The organism is Variovorax sp. ISS6 (genome assembly GCF_056523145.1).
Genome location: NZ_JAWRZC010000001.1, coordinates 2,489,007 through 2,507,039, shown reverse-complemented (window position 1 = coordinate 2,507,039; position 18,033 = coordinate 2,489,007). Strand labels below are relative to the sequence as shown.

19 protein-coding genes are annotated in these 18,033 nt (G+C 69.3%); 14 read left to right on the top strand and 5 right to left on the bottom strand.

Translation table 11 applies throughout. The features are described from left to right. Position 1 precedes the first annotated feature (1 nt). The 3 genes from AC1HIL_RS11440 to AC1HIL_RS11430 form a co-directional block, all read right to left on the bottom strand. Positions 2-556: a DNA-deoxyinosine glycosylase gene (locus tag AC1HIL_RS11440; RefSeq protein ID WP_057593752.1), complete on the bottom strand. Its 555-nt coding sequence runs from the start codon at positions 554-556 to the stop codon at positions 2-4. Positions 557-680: 124 nt separating this feature from the next. Next, on the bottom strand, positions 681-1,139 hold the full coding sequence (locus AC1HIL_RS11435) for a hypothetical protein (protein ID WP_057593751.1): 459 nt from the start codon (positions 1,137-1,139) through the stop codon (positions 681-683). Positions 1,140-1,293: 154 nt separating this feature from the next. Further along, positions 1,294-2,154 carry a TatD family hydrolase gene (locus tag AC1HIL_RS11430; RefSeq protein ID WP_261210042.1) on the bottom strand — a complete coding sequence of 287 codons (861 nt, stop codon included), beginning with the start codon at positions 2,152-2,154 and terminating at the stop codon, positions 1,294-1,296. 113 nt (positions 2,155-2,267) lie between these two features. Between AC1HIL_RS11430 and AC1HIL_RS11425 the strand changes: the two genes are divergently transcribed. The 4 genes from AC1HIL_RS11425 to AC1HIL_RS11410 are packed head-to-tail and all read left to right on the top strand — an operon-like array spanning position 2,268 to position 6,438. Further along, entirely contained in the window at positions 2,268-3,254 is a 987-nt protein-coding gene (locus AC1HIL_RS11425) for a S1C family serine protease (RefSeq protein ID WP_479671834.1), read from the top strand. Between the two features lie 43 nt (positions 3,255-3,297). Further along, positions 3,298-4,317, top strand: coding sequence for an AAA family ATPase (locus tag AC1HIL_RS11420; RefSeq protein ID WP_057593748.1), 1,020 nt, complete (start codon positions 3,298-3,300; stop codon positions 4,315-4,317). A gap of 26 nt (positions 4,318-4,343) precedes the next feature. Continuing rightward, positions 4,344-5,345 carry a DUF58 domain-containing protein gene (locus AC1HIL_RS11415; protein WP_413764289.1) on the top strand — a complete coding sequence of 334 codons (1,002 nt, stop codon included), beginning with the start codon at positions 4,344-4,346 and terminating at the stop codon, positions 5,343-5,345. 55 nt (positions 5,346-5,400) lie between these two features. Further along, positions 5,401-6,438 (top strand): VWA domain-containing protein, encoded by a 1,038-nt coding sequence (locus AC1HIL_RS11410; protein WP_057593746.1) that lies wholly within the window; start codon positions 5,401-5,403, stop codon positions 6,436-6,438. Positions 6,439-6,460: 22 nt separating this feature from the next. On the opposite strand, the gene AC1HIL_RS11405 is transcribed toward AC1HIL_RS11410, so the two are convergent. Both AC1HIL_RS11405 and AC1HIL_RS11400 read right to left on the bottom strand, forming a co-directional pair. Continuing rightward, positions 6,461-7,096: a TetR/AcrR family transcriptional regulator gene (locus AC1HIL_RS11405; protein ID WP_057593745.1), complete on the bottom strand. Its 636-nt coding sequence runs from the start codon at positions 7,094-7,096 to the stop codon at positions 6,461-6,463. Positions 7,097-7,148: 52 nt separating this feature from the next. Further along, complete coding sequence (locus AC1HIL_RS11400; RefSeq protein ID WP_057593744.1) at positions 7,149-7,751, bottom strand: phenylacetic acid degradation protein PaaY; 603 nt, start codon at positions 7,749-7,751, stop codon at positions 7,149-7,151. A gap of 165 nt (positions 7,752-7,916) precedes the next feature. On the opposite strand from AC1HIL_RS11400, the gene AC1HIL_RS11395 reads away from it, so the two are divergent. From AC1HIL_RS11395 to AC1HIL_RS11350, 10 genes are read left to right on the top strand one after another with little or no spacing between them, the layout of a single operon-like run. Then, entirely contained in the window at positions 7,917-8,720 is an 804-nt protein-coding gene (locus AC1HIL_RS11395) for an enoyl-CoA hydratase-related protein (RefSeq protein ID WP_479671833.1), read from the top strand. A 3-nt stretch (positions 8,721-8,723) separates the two neighbouring features. Then, positions 8,724-9,164, top strand: coding sequence for a hydroxyphenylacetyl-CoA thioesterase PaaI (paaI, locus tag AC1HIL_RS11390; RefSeq protein WP_479671832.1), 441 nt, complete (start codon positions 8,724-8,726; stop codon positions 9,162-9,164). 30 nt (positions 9,165-9,194) lie between these two features. Further along, on the top strand, positions 9,195-10,505 hold the full coding sequence (gene paaK / locus AC1HIL_RS11385) for a phenylacetate--CoA ligase PaaK (RefSeq protein ID WP_057593741.1): 1,311 nt from the start codon (positions 9,195-9,197) through the stop codon (positions 10,503-10,505). Between the two features lie 31 nt (positions 10,506-10,536). After that, positions 10,537-13,002: a penicillin acylase family protein gene (locus tag AC1HIL_RS11380; RefSeq protein ID WP_479671831.1), complete on the top strand. Its 2,466-nt coding sequence runs from the start codon at positions 10,537-10,539 to the stop codon at positions 13,000-13,002. Positions 13,003-13,043: 41 nt separating this feature from the next. After that, positions 13,044-14,051, top strand: coding sequence for a 1,2-phenylacetyl-CoA epoxidase subunit PaaA (paaA, locus tag AC1HIL_RS11375; protein WP_057593739.1), 1,008 nt, complete (start codon positions 13,044-13,046; stop codon positions 14,049-14,051). Then, on the top strand, positions 14,048-14,344 hold the full coding sequence (paaB, locus tag AC1HIL_RS11370; RefSeq protein ID WP_057593738.1) for a 1,2-phenylacetyl-CoA epoxidase subunit PaaB: 297 nt from the start codon (positions 14,048-14,050) through the stop codon (positions 14,342-14,344). Before paaA ends, paaB begins: the two co-directional genes overlap by 4 nt. Before the next feature lie 10 nt (positions 14,345-14,354). Continuing rightward, positions 14,355-15,134 carry a 1,2-phenylacetyl-CoA epoxidase subunit PaaC gene (gene paaC / locus AC1HIL_RS11365; protein WP_057593737.1) on the top strand — a complete coding sequence of 260 codons (780 nt, stop codon included), beginning with the start codon at positions 14,355-14,357 and terminating at the stop codon, positions 15,132-15,134. 11 nt (positions 15,135-15,145) lie between these two features. Next, positions 15,146-15,664 (top strand): 1,2-phenylacetyl-CoA epoxidase subunit PaaD, encoded by a 519-nt coding sequence (paaD, locus tag AC1HIL_RS11360; protein WP_479672487.1) that lies wholly within the window; start codon positions 15,146-15,148, stop codon positions 15,662-15,664. A gap of 11 nt (positions 15,665-15,675) precedes the next feature. After that, positions 15,676-16,770 (top strand): 1,2-phenylacetyl-CoA epoxidase subunit PaaE, encoded by a 1,095-nt coding sequence (gene paaE, locus AC1HIL_RS11355; protein WP_479671830.1) that lies wholly within the window; start codon positions 15,676-15,678, stop codon positions 16,768-16,770. Positions 16,771-16,815: 45 nt separating this feature from the next. Then, entirely contained in the window at positions 16,816-17,961 is a 1,146-nt protein-coding gene (locus AC1HIL_RS11350) for an ABC transporter substrate-binding protein (RefSeq protein WP_261210023.1), read from the top strand. Positions 17,962-18,033 lie beyond the last annotated feature (72 nt).

Genomic DNA, 18,033 nt, shown 5'->3' with positions numbered 1-18,033 from the left:
GTCAGACCAGTCCGTGGACAGAGAACACCTCGCGCCATGCGGCGAGCTTGCGCTCGAAGCTCCACGACGCATTGGCCGGGCTGGTGGAAGGCAGTTGATGGACCGGCACGCCCAGGGTTCGGGTGTGCCGGGCGTGCTTGAAGCTCTCGCCGCCGTTGTGGGCCACGGCCGCCAGCTTCGGCAGCCGCAGCGCCGCGATGTCGTTGGGCACGGCCGCGCGGATCGCCGAATCGAGGCTGCCCTCGCGCTCGCAGGCCGCATAGACGTCCCACACGCCGAGGCCGTGCTCGATCAGCCAATCGCTACGCTTTCGATAGCTATCTACTCCCGTGGGGAGAGGGTCGTGGGGCCACAAGGCTTGCAAGATTTTCCAGAACTGGTTTTGGGGATGCGCATAGTACTGCTGCAGCTCGAGCGATCTCGCGCCCGGGAAGCTGCCGAGGATCAGCAGCACGGTGGCGGGCGAAACGATCGGCGCAAGTCCTGTGAGCAACGGCCCGGGGGTGGCTTCGCGCTCGGTCGGGGCCGGGCTTGCGGGGGGTCTGGATCTGGGCATGGATGCGCATTCTGGCCGCAAGCGATCGGCCGGGACGGGCGTGGCGCGCCCCAAAAGAAAAACCCGCCGCAGCGGGTTTCCATATCGACCGTGCCGGCCCGAGGGCGCGGCGCGTGCCGTCTGCTTACTTCTTGGCGGCTTCGTTCTCGGCCGTGCCCGGGATCTTCTCGCCGATGGCGTGACCCGTGCTGCGCATGCCGTCGGCCGTCTTGTGGCCGGCGTTCTCGACCACTTCACCGGTCTTGGTGGCGGCCTTCTTGGTGGCGTTGGTGGCCTTCTTGGTGGTCTTCTTGGTCGCGTCCCAGGTCTTCTCGGCGCCCGACTCGGTCGCGTTGGCGGCCTTCTTGGTGGTGCGCTTGGTCGCGTCCCAGGCCTTCTCTGCACCACGCTCGGTCGCGTTCACGGCCTTCTTGGTGGTGTTCTTGGTCGCGTCGTAGGCGTCCTTGCCGGCTTCCTTCACCTTTTCGGTGGTCGTGGGTTCGGCGGTTGCGGGTGCGGTGGTCTGTGCCACGGCGGAGATGCCCACGGCACCGAAGGCCAGTGCGAGCACGACGGGGAGGGTGCGAGCGAAAGTTGCTTTCATGGATGAACTCCTTTTCTTGGATGAAATGCTGGGAGCCGTTGTCGTTCGACATCGGTGACGAAGGTCGCCACCCCTGTCCAACGAAGCTCCACGGTTCAAGGATGACAGCAAATGCAGGCCCGGAAAGCACTTGGCCCCAAGTCAAGGCATTGGCCTACGGCCCGGGTAAGGACCCCTCCGACAGGCCCGGAAGACTTTGGAGCTTCGGCATCGCCTCGATGGCATTGCGCGTGGTTTTTTCGGCCAGTTCATCCACGCCGATGCCGCGCAATCGAGCCACCACATCGGCGATGCGCGGCAGCTCGCCGGGCTCGTTGCGGCCCTGCGGCTCGCCCGCGTCGCGCTGCGCCTGCGTGCGGTAGAGCCAGTGCGGCTGGATGTCGGGCGCGTCGGTCTCCATCACCAGCGCCTCGATCGGCAAGGTGGCCGCGAGCCGGCGCAGTTGCAGCGCGCGCTCGAAGGTCACGGCGCCGCCGAAGCCCAGCTTGAGCCCGAGCGCGATGCAGGCTTGCGCCTGCTGTTCGCTGCCGTTGAAGGCATGCGCGATGCCGCGCCACGGCTTCCCGCCGGCGGTCTGCCGCAGATGCTTGAGTACCTTGTCGACCGAGCGCCGCACATGGATCAGCACCGGCAGGTCGTGCTTGCGCGCCAATTGCAACTGTGTGTGAAAGAAGTGCTGTTGCTTGTCGTCGTCGAGGTGCTCGACGAAGTAGTCGAGCCCGATCTCGCCGACCGCCACCAGCCGCGGGTCGCCGCGCCGCGCGCCCAGCTCGGCGTCGAGCAGGGCCAGGTCCTCTTCCCTGGCCTCGCCCGTGCACAGCGGATGGATGCCCAGCGCATAGGCGTCGCCCTGGCGCTCTGCCAGCTCACGCACGGTCGCGAAATTGAAGGCGGCCACGGCCGGGATCACGCACAGCGCGACGCCCCGCTCGGCCGCGCGGGCGCGGATCTCGGGCATCTGCGCACCGAATTCGGGCGCGTCGAGGTGGCAGTGGGTGTCGACGAAAAGAGCCATCGCGTCATGATGCCCGAAGGGATGCAAGGCAGAAGAAAGCGTGCTACCGTGCTTTTCATCACGCTCATCGCGTGACACCCACCACGCGACATCCTTTTGCCGGAGGTGCACCCATGCGCAGGCCCGCCATGTACAGCCGCTCGCCACGCACGCCGATCGAGTCCGACGACGGGGCCTCCGGGCAGGTCGGCGCCGATCCCGTGGCGCCGCAGCCCGCCGCCGCGCGCCAGCGCTGGCAACCCGGGCGCCGCAGCTTCGCGCTGCTGAGCCTCGCGCTGTGCGCGGCCCTCGCGGCCGGCGGCGCGGCCTGGTGGCAGCGCGGCAACACGCGCCAGCTCACGCAGAAGGACATCGACGCGGCCGTGCTGCGCACGCTGCAGACCAACACCCTGCCCTCGCCCGCCGCCAAGGCCGCCGACATCGTGCGGCCCTCGGTGGTGCGCGTGGTCGGCTACGGTTCAGAGAAGGCCACGCCCGAGGCGAAGACTCAGAAGCGCGGCCGCAACATGGCCAAGGGCAAGTCGCCCGAGGCGCCGGCCGACGACGGCCCGCCGGGCCAGGTCGAGCGCGGCGTGGGCACCGGCGTGGTGATCGTCGACAAGGGCGTGATCCTCACCAACCTGCACGTGGTCGCGGGCTCCGAGACCATCAAGGTGACCTTCGCCGACGGCCTGGAGGCGCCGGCCGTCATCACCGGCGTGCAGCCCGAGAACGACCTCGCGGTGCTGCAGGCGCAGAAGATCCCCGACGACCTGATCCCCGCCGTGATGCGCTCGACCGCCGACCTCCGCCCCGGCGACCAGGTGGCGGCGGTGGGCTTTCCCTTCGGCATCGGCCCCTCGGTGTCGGCCGGCGTGGTGTCGGGCCTCAAGCGCTCGTTCCGCTCGCCCGAGGGCAAGCAGGAGCTCGGCAACCTGATCCAGTTCGACGCGGCAGCCAACCCCGGCAATTCGGGCGGCCCGCTGGTCAACATGGACGGCGAGGTGCTCGGCATCGTCACTGCCATCCTCAATCCCACGCAGCAGCGCACCTTCATCGGCATCGGCTTCGCGGTGCCGATCGAGAACGCCGCCTCGGCGGCCGGCTCGCCGCCGTTCTGACCCGCCTTCCTCTTCCTTTCATCCGATCCAGAAAGAGCCCCGAATGAGCAGCACCGAGACCTCCTCCTTCGCCACGCCCGCCAGCACCGCCGAGCTGATGGAGCAGATCCTCTACCAGGTGAAGCGCGTGGTGGTGGGCCAGGACCGCTTCCTCGAGCGCGTGATGGTCGCGATGCTCGCGGGCGGCCACCTGCTGGTCGAGGGCGTGCCGGGCCTCGCCAAGACGCTGACCGTGAAGACGCTGGCCGACACCGTGCAAGGCCAGTTCAAGCGCATCCAGTTCACGCCCGACCTGGTCCCCTCCGACCTCGTGGGCACGCGCATCTATAACCAGAAGACCGGCGACTTCAGCACCTCGCTGGGCCCGGTGTTCGCCAACCTGCTGCTGGCCGACGAAATCAACCGCGCGCCGGCCAAGGTGCAGAGCGCGCTGCTCGAGGTGATGCAGGAGCGCCAGGTCACGATCGCGGGCGAGACGCACAAGGTGCCGCGCCCCTTCCTCGTGATGGCGACGCAGAACCCGATCGAGACCGAGGGCACCTATCCGCTGCCCGAGGCGCAGGTCGACCGCTTCATGATGAAGGTGCTGGTCGACTACCCGACCGACGAGGAGGAGTTCGTGATCGTGCAGCGCGTGATCGGCGCGCCGGTCGAGGCCGTGCCGGTCGCCACCACCGAGCAGCTCGCTTCGCTGCAGGCCGAGGCGCGGCGCGTGTACGTCGATCCCTCGCTGATCCAGTATGCGGTGAAGCTGGTCTCGGCCACGCGCACACCCGACAAGCACGGACTCAAGGACATGGGCCGCTTCATCACCTTCGGCGCCAGCCCGCGCGCGAGCATCAGCCTGACCGAGGGCGCGCGCGCCCTGGCGCTGCTGCGCGGGCGCAGCTATGCGCTGCCCGAGGACATGACGGCGCTGGTGCCCGACGTGCTGCGCCACCGCGTGACGCTGTCCTACGAGGGCCTGTCCGAGGGCCTGACGCCCGATGGCCTGATCGAGAAGATCATGCGGGCGGTGCCCGCGCCGCCGAAGCCGCTCGAGCACGAGAAGCTCGCCGCCTGAAACCGCACCGCACGACACGACCCGCCATGAAGAAAAGCTGGTGGCGCAAGGCCCCCGAGGCCGCCGCGAACGACGAACGCCCCGCGCTCGAGGCCGGCGGCGCCGAGCGCGCGCTGCGCCGCCTCGAATGGACCGTGATCCGCCGGCTCGACGGCCTGCTGCAGGGCGACTACCGCACGCTGATGCGCGGCACCGGCCTCGACCTGGCCGACCTGCGCGAATACCAGTTGCACGACGACGTGCGCCACATCGACTGGAACGTCACGGCGCGGCTGCAGACGCCGCACGTGCGCGTCTTCACCGAAGACCGCGAGATGTCGGCCTGGTTCGTGCTCGACCTGAGCCGCTCGGTCGACTTCGGCTCGGGCCTGAAGGCCAAGCGCGAGATCTCGGCCGGCTTCGTCGGCGTGCTGGCACGGCTGCTCACGCGCCACGGCAACCGCGTCGGCGCGCTGGTCTACGGCCATGATCTCGAAGCCGTGATCCCGCCGCGCAGCGGCCGGCGCCATGTGCTGCACCTGCTGCATGCGATGGAGCGCCGCGCCGGCCAGGCCGACAAGGCGCCGCCGCAGAAGGGCATGACCCGGCTCGACGACCTGCTGAAGTCGGCCGCCACCCTGATGCCGCGCCGCTCGACCGTGTTCGTGGTGTCCGACTTCCTCAGCGAGCCCGGCTGGGAGAAGCCGCTGGGCCAGCTGGTGCAGCGCCACGAGGTGGTGGCCGTGCGCCTGTTCGACCCGCTCGAGCTCGACATGCCCGACCTGGGCCTGGTGCCGCTGCGCGATGCCGAGACCGGCGAGCAGCTCTGGGTCGACACCCACGATGCCGGTTTTCGCCGCCGCTTCGCGCGCATCGCCCGCGAACGCGAGGATGCGCTGCGCGGCGCGCTGGCCCGTGCCGGCGTCGACACGCTGGAGCTGTCGACCGCCGACGACCTGGTCGAGGCGATCGTGCGTTTCGCCGACATGCGCAAGCGGCGCGTGCGCACTTCGGGTGCCTCGCGTCCTGTAAAGGCGGTGGCTGCATGACGACCATCGGGTATATCGAGTTGACGTTGGCGACGACGAGCGCGAGGATTTCGCCGTGACCTTCCTCTGGCCCCAATTCCTCTGGCTGCTGCTGGCGCTCCCGCTGCTGGTGCTGCTCTACCTCTGGCTGCTGCGCCGCAAGAAGAAGCTCGCGGTGCGCTACGCCAGCCTGTCGATCGTGCGCGAGGCGATGGGCACCGGCCAGAGCATCCGGCGCCATGTGCCGCCCTTCCTGTTCCTGCTCGCGCTGGCAGCGATGCTGGTGGCGGCCGCGCGGCCGATGGCGGTGGTGATGCTGCCGTCGAACCAGCAGACCATCATCCTCGCGATGGACGTCTCGGGCAGCATGCGCGCGGCCGACGTGCAGCCCAACCGGCTGGTGGCGGCGCAGGATGCCGCCAAGAGCTTCATCAAGGACCTGCCGCGCAACGTGAAGGTCGGCATCGTCGCCTTCGCGGGCAGCGCGCAGGTGGCGCAGCTGCCCACCACCAACCACGACGACCTCGTGACCGCGATCGACAGCTTCCAGCTGCAGCGCGCCACGGCCACCGGCAATGCCATCGTGGTGTCGCTCGCCACCCTGTTCCCCGAGGCCGGCATCGACGTCTCGCAGTTCAGCGCGCCGAGCCGCCAGCGCGGCGTGGCCATCGACCAGGCCGACAAGCCGGCCAAGGAATTCACGCCGGTCGCGCCGGGCTCCTTCACCTCGGCCGCGATCATCATGCTGACCGACGGCCAGCGCACCACCGGCGTCGATCCGCTCGACGCGGCCAAGGCCGCGGCCGACCGCGGCGTGCGCATCTACACCGTGGGCATCGGCACGGTCGACGGCGAGACCATCGGCTTCGAGGGCTGGTCGATGCGCGTGCGGCTCGACGAGGAAACCCTCAAGGCCGTCGCCAGCAAGACCCAGGCCGACTACTTCTATGCCGGCACCGCCGCCGACCTCAAGAAGGTCTACGAGACGCTGAGCTCGCGGCTCACGGTCGAGAAGAAGGAAACCGAGATCTCGGCGCTGTTCGCGCTCGGCGCCGCGGTGCTCACGCTGCTGTCGGCCGGGCTCTCGCTGCTCTGGTTCAACCGGATTCTTTGAAGCGGCCGCCGGGCGGCGCCCTTCAGGCGGCCGGCTTCGGCTTCTTCTTCGCGTGCGCCGGCGGTGCCTTCACGGCACCGATGCCGCCGAGGAACAGATCGGCCACCACCGGCGCGATCGAGGCATGGTCGAGCTGGCCGCCGGGCTTCATCCAGGTGAACATCCAGTTGATCATGCCGAACAGCAGCATGGTCAGCGGCTTGGCCAGGTCGTCGCTCGGCGTGCCCGGGCGCAGCGCGGCCACCGCGCGCGCGAAACCCGCGACCACCTCGCGCTCCTTGTCGAGCACGCGCTCGCGGTCTTCTTCCTCGAGGAAGCGCACGTCGTCGGTCAGCACCCGGTGCGCGTCCTGCGCGCCCGCGTACTCCTCGACGATGCGGTAGATGAAGCGCCGTAGCCGCTCCTCGTCGGTCTGCGTCGAGGCCTCCTCCTCGGCCACCAGCGCCGCCAGCTTGGAGACGTGCGTCTCGGCGATGCTGATCAGCAGGCTGCGCTTGTCCTTGTAGTAGTGGTAGAGCGTGGCCTTCGAGAGATTGCAGGCCTCGGCCACCTGGTTCATCGAGGTGGCCGGGTAGCCCTGGCGCGCGAACAGCCGCGCGGCCCGCTCGAGGATGAGCTCGCGCTGGTCGTCGTAGCTGGCGGATCTTCCTCTGGGCATCGGTGTTCTTTCTGTTCTGGCGTTGAGGGGGTGTGACGGGCAGCGCGCGATCCTAGCTGCGCCTGGTCGCGATCAGCGGCTTGACGTCGATCGAAGGCAGCCGCGGCCGCCCGGCCTCGACCTGTGCCAGCGGCTCGACCTCGCGCATCGTCGCGAGGCTGCGCACCGCGAGCGCCTGGTAGACCTGCGTGCCCTCGAGCTTCCACGCGATCTCGGCCTCGCTCAGTTCTCTTTTCACGCGCGCGGGCATGCCCGCCACCAGCGTGCGCGGCGGCACCTTCATGCCGGCCGGCACGAAGGCGCTGGCGGCCACGATGGCTTTCTCGCCGATCTCGGCCTCGTCCATCACCACGGCGTTCATGCCCACCATGGCGTCGCGCCGCACCACGCAGCTGTGCAGGATCGCGCCGTGGCCGATGTGGCCGTTGACCTCGATCACCGTGTCGTTGTCGGGAAAGCCGTGCACGCAGCAGTTGTCCTGCAGGTTCGAGCCCTCCTCGAGCACGATGCGGCCGAAATCGCCGCGCAGGCTGGCGCAGGGGCCGACATAGCAGTTCGGGCCCACGATCACGTCGCCGATCAGCACGGCGGACGGATGCACGTAGGCGGTGGGGTCGACGACGGGGATCACGCCGTCGATGGCGTAGCTGGGCATGGGTGCGGTCTCCTGTGGGGTGCCGGTCCTCCGTCTCGCAATTCAGGGTTTTCCCTGAATGCTTTGGACTTGTGCCGGATTCGTTCGCGATCCTAAAATCTACCGAACGGTCGGTCAATAGTAATTGACCCGAAGTCATCCCCCACACAGATGAGAGACAAGCCCATGTCGGAACCCCTGGTCCTCGTCGGCAATGCCGGCGCCGTCCGCACACTGAGCCTCAACCGCCCCGCGGCGCTCAACAGCTTCACGAGCGAACTGCACGCCGAACTGCTGGCGGCGCTCGAAGCGGCCGCGGCCGATGCCGACGTGCGCTGCGTGGTGCTGACCGGCGCCGGTCGCGCCTTCTGCGCCGGCCAGGACCTCGCCGACCCGATGGTCGCGCCCGACACCACGCCCGGCGCCGCGCCCAAGGACCTGGGCCACGTCATCGAGAAGCTCTACGGCCCGCTCGTCAAGCGCATCCGCAGCATGCCCGTGCCCGTGGTCGCCGCGGTCAACGGCGTGGCGGCCGGCGCCGGCGCCAACCTCGCGCTGTGCTGCGACCTGGTGCTCGCCGCGCGTTCGGCCAGCTTCATCCAGGCCTTCACCAAGATCGGCCTGGTGCCCGACACCGGCGGCACCTGGCTGCTGCCACGGCTCGTGGGCCCGGCGCGCGCGCTGGGCATCGCGATGCTCGGCGACAAGCTGCCGGCCGAGGAAGCCGCGCGCATCGGCCTGATCTGGCAGGTGGTGGACGACGCCGCGCTGGCCGACGCCGCCGCCGCGCTCGCGGGCCGGCTCGCCGCCATGCCCTCGCGCGCGCTGGTCGCCACGCGCGCCGCGATGAATGCCGCGCAGACCATGGACCTCGACACCGCACTGGCCGAGGAGGCCCGCCTGCAGCGCGAGCTTGGTGCCGCCAATGACTACCGCGAAGGTGTCGAGGCCTTCCGCGCCAAGCGCGCCCCCGTCTTCAAGGACCGCTGAGCCATGAGCACCGAACGCACCCCGCAACAGACCGCCGAATACGTGCGCGACGGCATGTTCGCCAACGACAACGCCTCCAAGGGCCTGGGCATGCGCATCGTGGAGGTCGGCCCCGGCCAGGCCACGATCGAGATGCGCGTGCGCCCCGACATGCTCAACGGCCATGCGATCTGCCACGGCGGCTTCATGGCCACGCTGGCCGATTCCGCCTTCGCCTTCGCCTGCAACTCGTACAACGAGCTGACCGTGGCCTCGGGCTTCGCGATCGACTTCATCGCCCCGGCGCGCGAAGGCGACCTGCTGACCGCGCGCTGCTTCGAGGTCTCGAAGGCCGGCCGCACCGGCGTCTACGACACCGAGATCACCAACCAGCGCGGCGAGCGCGTCGCGATCTTCCGCGGCCGCTCCTACACCGCCAAGGGCCGCCCCGCCGTCGCGGCCTGAACCGAACGCAAAAGAACCGAGGACCCCGTCATGCCAGCACCCCGCCCCGCCCCCGGCGATCTCGAACCGATCGAGACCGCGAGCCGCGACGAGATCACCGCGCTGCAGGTGCAGCGCCTGCGCGACACGCTGCAGCGCGCCTACGACAACGTGCCGCACTACCGTCAGGCCTTCGACGCCAAGGGCGTGCAGCCGGGCGACCTCAAGACCCTCGCCGACCTCGCGAAATTCCCGTTCACGGTCAAGAGCGACCTGCGAGACAACTATCCCTTCGGCATGTTCGCGGTGCCGCGCCAGCAGGTCGCGCGCATCCATGCCTCCTCGGGCACCACCGGCAAGCCGACCGTGGTGGGCTACACGAAGAAGGACATCGACACCTGGGCCGACCTGGTCGCGCGCTCGATCCGCGCCGCGGGCGGCCGCGCCGGCGACCTGATCCACATCGCCTACGGCTACGGCCTGTTCACCGGCGGCCTGGGCGCGCACTACGGCGCCGAGCGCGCGGGCTGCACCGTGGTCCCGATGTCGGGCGGCCAGACCGAGAAGCAGGTGCAGCTGATCCAGGACTTCCGGCCCGACATCATCATGGTCACGCCGAGCTACATGCAGGTGATCATCGAGCAGTTCGAGCGCCTGGGCCTGGACGCCAGGGACAGCTCGCTGCGCATCGGCATCTTCGGCGCCGAGCCCTGGACCGAGGCCATGCGCCGCGACATCGAGGCCAAGGCCGGCATCGACGCGGTCGACATCTACGGCCTGAGCGAAGTCATGGGCCCGGGCGTGGCCAGCGAATGCGTCGAGAGCAAGGACGGCCCGGTGATCTGGGAGGACCACTTCTATCCCGAGATCATCGATCCCGAGACCGGCGAACTGAAGGCCGACGGCGAGGAAGGCGAGCTCGTCTTCACCTCGCTGAGCAAGGAAGCGATGCCGATCATCCGCTACCGCACGCGCGACCTCACGCGCCTGTTGCCGCCCACCTCGCGCGCCTTCCGCCGCATGGGCAAGATCGTCGGGCGCAGCGACGACATGATGATCATCCGCGGCGTGAACGTGTTCCCCACCCAGGTGGAGGAGATCGTGCTCGCGCACGGCGCCCTCACCGGCCTCTACCAGGTGCACGTGAGCCGCGAAGGCCTGCTCGACCAGGTCGAGGTGCACTGCGAGCTCGCGCCGAACGAAGCCGCCGCGGCCGACCGCGCGGCCATCGCCGGCTGGGTGCAGCACCGCGTGAAGACGCTGGTCGGCATCTCCACCCGCGTGGTGGTGCATGCACCGAACGAGATGGAACGCACGCAGACCGGCAAGGCCCGGCGCGTCGTCGACAACCGCCCGCGCTGAGGCGCCGCCGCTTTCCCCCGAACCGCCACCGATGACACTGAATTTCCGATCGATCGCCCTCGCCTGCGCCCTGGTGGCGCTGGCCGGCTGCGCCGCCAACTCCACCGCCCCGGCCACCGGCGCGGCCATGCCCCCGGCCGGCAAGGTCACGATCAAGCGCGACGACTACGGCGTGCCGCACGTCTATGCCAACGACGTGCGCGGCCTGTTCCACGGCTTCGGCTACGCCGTCGCGGAAGACCGCCTGTTCCAGATGGAGATGGCGCGCCGCGCCGTGCTGGGCACCGTCGCCGAAGTGATGGGCCCGGCCTATGTCGCGCTCGACAAGGGCAGCCGCGCCAGCTTCGACCCCGCCTCGATCCGCGCGCAGATGGCGCGCCTGTCGAGCGAGGACAAGGCCATCTTCGACGGCTATGCCGCCGGCTTCAATGCGCGCGTGAACGAAGTGCTGGCCGCGCCGGCCACCCTGCTGCCCAAGCAGTTCGCCGATGCCGGCTTCCGCCCGAAGGCCGACTGGACCGGCTACGACGTGGCGATGATCTGGGTCGGCACCATGGCCAACCGCTACTCCAACGTGAGCAGCGAACTCGCCAACCTGCGCCTGCTCGAGCAGTTGCGCAAGGCGCGCGGCGACGAGGCCGGCCGCCAGCTGTTCGACCAGATCCGCTGGGTGGAAGACCCGCTCGCGCCCACCACCGTGCCGCGTCCCAAGGTCGTGGCGCAGGGCGCCGCCGACGATGCGCACGCCGCCCATCGCGCGGCGCTGGCGCCGGTCTCGCCCGAGCTGCTGGTCGCGCGCAACGAGATCGATGCCGCGCGGCGCGGCGTGGCCGAGCCCTGGACCCGCCCGATCGCCAGCAACCTCTGGATCGCCGGCCCGAACAAGACCACCGACGGCAGCACCGTCTTCATCAACGGTCCGCAGTTCAACTGGTTCAATCCCTCGTACGTGTTCGGCATCGGCCTGCACGGCGCCGGCTTCGACGTGACCGGCAACACGCCGTTCGCGCATCCCGTGGTGCTGTTCGGCACCAACGGCAAGATCGCCTGGGGCGCCACCGCCGGCCCGCTCGACGTGAACGACATGTACCAGGAGAAGCTGGACCCGGCCAACCCCCACCAGTACCGCTTCAACGGCGCGATGCGCGCCATGAGCAAGCGCACCGAGCTCATCAAGGTCAAGGGCCAGCCCGACCAGAGCCTGGACGTCTACGCCACCGTGCACGGCACCGTGACCAACTTCGACCTGCCCAACGGCACCGCGTATTCGATGAAGCGCAGCTGGGACGGCTACGAACTCGAGTCGCTGCTGGGCTGGATCCACGCGATGCGCGCGCAGAACTGGGAACAGTGGCTGGCGCAGGCCTCGCGCGTGGCCATCACCATCAACTGGTACTACGCCGACACCGCCGGCAACATCGGCTACGTCTCGCCGGGCCGGCTGCCGATCCGCCCGGCCACGCAGGACATCCGCCTGCCCGCCGTGGGCGACGGCTCGATGGAATGGCTCGGCATCCGCCCGTTCGGCGAGGACCCGAAGACCTTCAATCCGGCGCAGGGCTACGTCGCCAACTGGAACAACCAGTCGGCGCCGGGCGCGGTCAGCGACGGCGGCAACTACTCGGTGGTCGACCGGGTGCGCGAGTTCACGGCGCGGCTCGAGGCCAAGCCCCGGCTCACGCCCGACGAACTCTGGGCGCTCAACCGCACCACCGCCTACGCCGACACCAACGCGCGCTACCTCGTGCCCTTCGCGCTCGAGGCGACGCGCGGCCTGCCGGCCGCCGACCCGGCGCGCCGCGCGGCCCAGGTGCTGGCGGACTGGAACATGCTCAACGAGGACCCGGCCGAGCGCGGCGTCTACGACAGCCCGGCCACCACGCTCATGACGGCCTGGCTGCCGATCCTCTACCGCAAGGTGCTGGCCGACGACCTGCCGCCCGAGGTGTTCGCGGCCTATGCGGGCACCGGCTATGCCGGCGAGACGCAGGTGGCCAGCATCCGCCCGGGCAACGGCCTGAAGCTGGTCTACAACGCGCTGCTCGGCCCCAAGGCCGGCGTGCCGCAGCGCTACGACTTCTTCAACGGCGAGGACAAGAACGCCGTGCTGCGCGCCACGCTCGCGCAGGCCGTGGCCGAGCTCGACAAGCGCTTCGGCAGCGACACCGCCAAGTGGCGCACGCCGGTGACGAAGCATGTCTTCCTCACCAGTAACTTCATCGGCGCGCCGCAGGCCGGGGCCGACGAGCAGCTGACCCTGCCGAGCTACATGAACCGCGGCACGCAGAACGACAAGGTGGTGCTCGGCGCCAAGGGCGTCGTGCTGTGCACCGCCGCCCCGCCGGGCCAGAGCGGCTTCGTCGGACCCGACGGCCGCAAGTCGCCCCACTACGCCGACCAGATGGCGCTGTTCAAGGATTTCGGCTGCAAGAGCGAGGCCTTGACACCGGCCGAGGTGGACCGCCGCGCGCAGTCCACGAAGCAGCTGAGCTACTGACAACCGATCGACGACCTCTTCACCTCTCAAGGAGAACCGCGATGTACACACAAGCCATGGACACCATGGGCAAGGACGCCGGCGACGGCAAGAAGGCCCTGCGCTCGGCCGACGAGTTGCGGCTCGAGGAACGCTTCGACGCGCGCATCGACGCCGGCGACTTCATCGAGGCCAAGGACTGGATGCCCGATCACTACCGCAAGACGCTGGTGCGGCAGATCAGCCAGCATGCGCACTCGGAGATCGTCGGCATGCTGCCCGAGGGCAACTGGATCAGCCGCGCGCCCACGCTCAAGCGCAAGGCGATCCTGCTGGCCAAGGTGCAGGACGAGGGCGGCCACGGCCTCTACCTCTATGCCGCGGCCGAGACGCTGGGCACCTCGCGCGACCAGATGTTCGACGCGCTGCACACCGGCAAGGCCAAGTACAGCTCGATCTTCAACTACCCCACGCTGACCTGGGCCGACATGGGCACCATCGGCTGGCTGGTCGATGGCGCGGCCATCATGAACCAGGTGCCGATCTGCCGCTGCTCCTACGCGCCCTATGCGCGCGCCATGATCCGCATCTGCCGCGAGGAGAGCTTCCACCAGCGCCAGGGCTACGAGGCGCTGTTGACCATGATGACCCACGGCACCGACGCGCAGAAGGCGATGGTGCAGGACGCGGTCAACCGCTGGTGGTGGCCCTCGATCATGATGTTCGGCCCGCCCGACGACCAGTCGCCCAACTCGGCGCAGTCGATGCGCTGGGGCATCAAGCGCTTCAGCAACGACGAGCTGCGCCAGAAGTTCATCGACGCCACCGTCGAGCAGGCGGCCATCCTCGGCGTGACCCTGCCCGACCCCGACCTCAAGTGGAACGAGGAACGCCAGGCGCACGACTTCGGCACCATCGACTGGAGCGAGTTCTGGCGCGTGATCGGCGGCGACGGCCCCTGCAACCGCGAACGCCTGCAGGCCCGTGTCGACGCCTGGGAAGACGGCGCCTGGGTGCGCGAAGCCGCACTCGCCCATGCCAACAAGCAACCGATGAAGGAGGCGGCATGACCGTCGAACAGAAACAAGAATGGCCCCTGTGGGAAGTGTTCGTGCGCAGCAAGGCCGGCCTGGACCACAAGCACTGCGGCAGCCTGCATGCCGCCGACTCGAAGATGGCGATCCAGATGGCGCGCGACGTCTACACGCGGCGCCAGGAAGGCTGCAGCATCTGGGTGGTGCGCTCCGAGCAGATCGTCGCGAGCGATCCGGGCGACAAGGACATGTACTTCGATCCCGCCGAGGACAAGGTCTACCGCCACCCGACCTTCTACGCGCTGCCCAAGTCCGTCGACCACATGTGAGCGGCCGGCCATGCAAGCATCGATCGAACTGAACCGCACGCCCGCCGTGCAGTACCTGCTGCGCATCGGCGACACCTGCCTGGTGCTGGCCCAGCGCCTGGGCGAATGGTGCGGCCATGCGCCCGTGCTCGAGGAGGACATCGCGATGGCCAACATCGCGCTCGACCTCGTGGGCCAGGCGCGCGCGCTGCTCACCCACGCCGGCAAGCTCGAAGGCGCCGGCCGCGAGCACGACGAGGACCAGCTCGCCTACCTGCGCGAGGAGCGCGACTACTTCAACCTCACACTGGTCGAGCTGCCGCGCGGCGACTTCGCCTTCTCGGTGGTGCGCAACACCATGATCGCCACCCTGCTCAAGCTGCTGTGGGAACGGCTGGCGAGCTCGAGCGACGAGGAAGTGGCCGCCATCGCCGGCAAGGCGCTGAAGGAAGCGCGCTACCACCAGCAGCATTCGGCCGACTGGGTGGTGCGCCTGGGCGACGGCACCGAGGAATCGCGCCGCCGCACCGAGGCCGCGCTCAAGCAGGCCTGGCTCTACATGCCCGAGCTGTTCGAGGCCGACGCCGTCGACCGCGAGGCCAGCGCCAGCGGCCTGGGCCCGGCCTGGAACGAACTGCGCGAACCGTGGTTCGCCGAGATGCAGCAGGTGCTCGACGCCGCCGGCCTCGCCGCGCCGGCCGAGGCCAAGTTCCGCAGCACCGGCAAGCAGGGCGTGCACAGCGAGCACATGGGCTACATCCTGGCCGAGATGCAGCACCTGCAGCGCGCCTTCCCCGGGGGCGTGTGGTGACTGCCGACACCATGGCCGCCTCGCGCATCGACGCCGCCTGGGAGGTGCTGCACTCGGTGCCCGACCCCGAGGTGCCGGCCGTGTCGGTCTGCGACCTCGGCATCGTGCGCGACGTGATCGAGCACGACGACGGCCTCGAGGTGGTGCTGACGCCGACCTATTCGGGCTGCCCCGCGACCGAGGCCATCGAGCACGACGTGCTGGCCGCGATCGAGCGCGCCGGCCTCGGCCCCGCGCGGGCCACCCTGCGCCGCGCGCCGGCCTGGACCAGCGACTGGATCAGCGACGAGGGCCGCGCCAAGCTCAAGGCCTACGGCATCGCCCCGCCCGCCCACCTCACGCCCGAGCAGGCCGCCGGCACCGCGGTGCCGATCCGCCTGTTCGGCCGCCTCGCCGGCGAGCGCATCGCCTGCCCGCGCTGCGCGAGCGAGCGCACCGAGCGGCTGTCGGCCTTCGGCTCCACCGCCTGCAAGGCGCTGTACCGCTGCATGGCCTGCCGCGAACCCTTCGAACATTTCAAGCCGATCTAGGCCCCACGCCGATGAGTACCCTGTTCCACCCCCTGCGCGTGAAGGCCATCGAGCCCGACACGCCCGAGGCCGTCATCGTCTCCTTCGAGGTCCCCGAGACGCTGCGCGAAGTCTTCGGCTTCACGCAGGGCCAGTACCTGACCCTGCGCAACGAGATCGACGGCCAGGACCTGCGCCGTTCCTATTCGATCTGCGCCGGCGTCGACGACGGCGAGCTGCGCGTGGGCGTGCGCAAGGTGCGCGGCGGCCAGTTCTCGAACTGGATCAACGCCCACCTCAAGCCCGGCGACTCGATCCAGGTGATGGCGCCGCAAGGCCGCTTCTTCGTGCCGATCGAGGGCGAGTCCACGCGCCACCACGTCGGCATCGCGGGCGGCAGCGGCATCACGCCGATCCTGTCGATCATGAAGACCGTGCTGGCGCGCGAGCCGAAGAGCCGCTTCACGCTGATCTACGGCAACCGCCAGCTCCAGTCCACGATGTTCAAGGAAGAGATCGAGGACCTGAAGAACCGCTACATGACGCGCCTGGTGCTGCAGCACGTGTTCTCCGACGAGCACACCGACTCGCCGCTGGGCTTCGGCGTGATGAACCGCGAGAAGATCGGCGAGTTCCTGCAGGGCCTGGTGCCCGCGGGCAGCATCGACCATGTCTACATCTGCGGCCCGTTCCAGATGAACGACGAGGCCGAGGCCGCGCTGCTGGCCGCGGGCGTGCCCGAGGAACGCATCCACATCGAGCGCTTCGGCGTCGCGCTGCCCTCGGCGAGCTCGACCGCCCAGGTCGGCGCCGTGGTGCACGAGGCCCAGCCCGGCGACGCCAAGCAAGCGCGCGTGACCATCGTGCGCGACGGCCTGCAGCGCGAGATCACCTACACCGAGGGCCAGCCCAGCATCCTCGACGCGGCCTCGGCGGCCGGCCTCGAGGTGCCGTTCTCGTGCACCTCGGGCGTGTGCGGCACCTGCCGCGCCAAGTGCGTGGACGGGGAAGTCCGCATGGAAAGAAACTTCGCGCTCGACAAGAATGAAGTGGCCGCGGGCTTCGTATTGACCTGCCAGGCCCATCCCCTTACCGAACGCGTCACGCTCTCGTTCGACGAGCGCTGAGATACTTCAGGCCTCAACCTTTTTTCAACCGGAGACAAGCCAACCATGAAATTCTTCAAGCCCCTGCTGATTGCCGCCCTGTGCGCCACGGCCCTGTCGGCCTGGGCCGACGTCAACGTCGGCGTGACCATCTCGGCCACCGGCCCGGCGGCTTCGCTGGGCATTCCCGAGAAGAACACGATCTCGCTGATGCCCAAGACCATCGGCGGCCAGAAGATCAACTACATCGTGCTCGACGACGCCTCCGACACCACGGCCGCCGTCAACAACACGCGCAAGCTGATCGCCGAGAACAAGGTCGACGTGATCCTGGGCTCGACCACCACGCCGGCCTCGCTCGCGATGATCGACGTGGCCGCCGAGGCGCAGACGCCGATGATCTCGGTCGCCGCCTCGGCCCGCATCATCGAGCCGATGGACGCCAAGAAGAAGTGGGTCTTCAAGACGCCGCAGAACGACATCATGATGTCGCTGGCCATCGCCGAGCACATGGCCGCCAACGGCGTGAAGAGCGTGGCCTTCATCGGCTTCTCCGACGCCTACGGCGAAGGCTGGTCGCAGGAATTCGCCAAGGCCGCCGAACTCAAGAAGATCAAGGTCGTGGCCAACGAGCGCTATGCGCGCACCGACACCTCGGTCACCGGCCAGGCGCTGAAGATCATGGCCGCCAAGCCCGACGCGGTGCTGGTCGCCGGCTCCGGCACGCCGGCCGCGCTGCCGCAGAAGACGCTCAAGGAGCGCGGCTACACCGGCAAGATGTACCAGACGCACGGCGTGGCCAACGCCGACTTCCTGCGCGTGGGCGGCAAGGACGTGGAAGGCACCTTCCTGCCCGCCGGCCCGGTGCTGGTGGCCGAGCAGCTGCCGGCCGCCAACCCGGTGAAGAAGTCCGCGCTCGCCTACGTGGCCGCCTACGAAGCCGCCTACGGCAAGGGCTCGGTCTCGACCTTCGGCGCGCACGCCTGGGACGCCGGCCTGCTCATGAGCTCGGCCGTGCCGGTCGCGCTCAAGAAGGCCCAGCCGGGCACGCCCGAGTTCCGCGCCGCGCTGCGCGACGCGCTCGAGCAGACCAAGGACGTGGCGGGCGCGCACGGCGTGTTCACCATGAGCGCCACCGACCACCTGGGCCTGGACCAGCGCGCGCGCGTGATGGTCAAGATCGAGAACGGCGCCTGGAAATACCAGCCCTGATCGCACGGGCTTGAACGACGGACACCGCGGGCCGGCGCCACCGGCCCGCGGTGTTCCTGCAAGAGGGGCACG

Coding starts and splice junctions, on each gene's coding strand:
- paaA (WP_057593739.1), top strand. CDS start 13,044: ATGTACACACAAGCCATGGACACCATGGGCAAGGACGCCGGCGACGGC.
- paaD (WP_479672487.1), top strand. CDS start 15,146: ATGGCCGCCTCGCGCATCGACGCCGCCTGGGAGGTGCTGCACTCGGTG.
- AC1HIL_RS11380 (WP_479671831.1), top strand. CDS start 10,537: ATGACACTGAATTTCCGATCGATCGCCCTCGCCTGCGCCCTGGTGGCG.
- AC1HIL_RS11430 (WP_261210042.1), bottom strand. CDS start 2,154: ATGGCTCTTTTCGTCGACACCCACTGCCACCTCGACGCGCCCGAATTC.
- AC1HIL_RS11350 (WP_261210023.1), top strand. CDS start 16,816: ATGAAATTCTTCAAGCCCCTGCTGATTGCCGCCCTGTGCGCCACGGCC.
- paaC (WP_057593737.1), top strand. CDS start 14,355: ATGCAAGCATCGATCGAACTGAACCGCACGCCCGCCGTGCAGTACCTG.
- AC1HIL_RS11395 (WP_479671833.1), top strand. CDS start 7,917: ATGTCGGAACCCCTGGTCCTCGTCGGCAATGCCGGCGCCGTCCGCACA.
- paaI (WP_479671832.1), top strand. CDS start 8,724: ATGAGCACCGAACGCACCCCGCAACAGACCGCCGAATACGTGCGCGAC.
- AC1HIL_RS11420 (WP_057593748.1), top strand. CDS start 3,298: ATGAGCAGCACCGAGACCTCCTCCTTCGCCACGCCCGCCAGCACCGCC.
- AC1HIL_RS11440 (WP_057593752.1), bottom strand. CDS start 556: ATGCCCAGATCCAGACCCCCCGCAAGCCCGGCCCCGACCGAGCGCGAA.
- AC1HIL_RS11400 (WP_057593744.1), bottom strand. CDS start 7,751: ATGCCCAGCTACGCCATCGACGGCGTGATCCCCGTCGTCGACCCCACC.
- paaB (WP_057593738.1), top strand. CDS start 14,048: ATGACCGTCGAACAGAAACAAGAATGGCCCCTGTGGGAAGTGTTCGTG.
- paaE (WP_479671830.1), top strand. CDS start 15,676: ATGAGTACCCTGTTCCACCCCCTGCGCGTGAAGGCCATCGAGCCCGAC.
- AC1HIL_RS11435 (WP_057593751.1), bottom strand. CDS start 1,139: ATGAAAGCAACTTTCGCTCGCACCCTCCCCGTCGTGCTCGCACTGGCC.
- AC1HIL_RS11405 (WP_057593745.1), bottom strand. CDS start 7,096: ATGCCCAGAGGAAGATCCGCCAGCTACGACGACCAGCGCGAGCTCATC.
- AC1HIL_RS11425 (WP_479671834.1), top strand. CDS start 2,268: ATGCGCAGGCCCGCCATGTACAGCCGCTCGCCACGCACGCCGATCGAG.
- AC1HIL_RS11415 (WP_413764289.1), top strand. CDS start 4,344: ATGAAGAAAAGCTGGTGGCGCAAGGCCCCCGAGGCCGCCGCGAACGAC.
- paaK (WP_057593741.1), top strand. CDS start 9,195: ATGCCAGCACCCCGCCCCGCCCCCGGCGATCTCGAACCGATCGAGACC.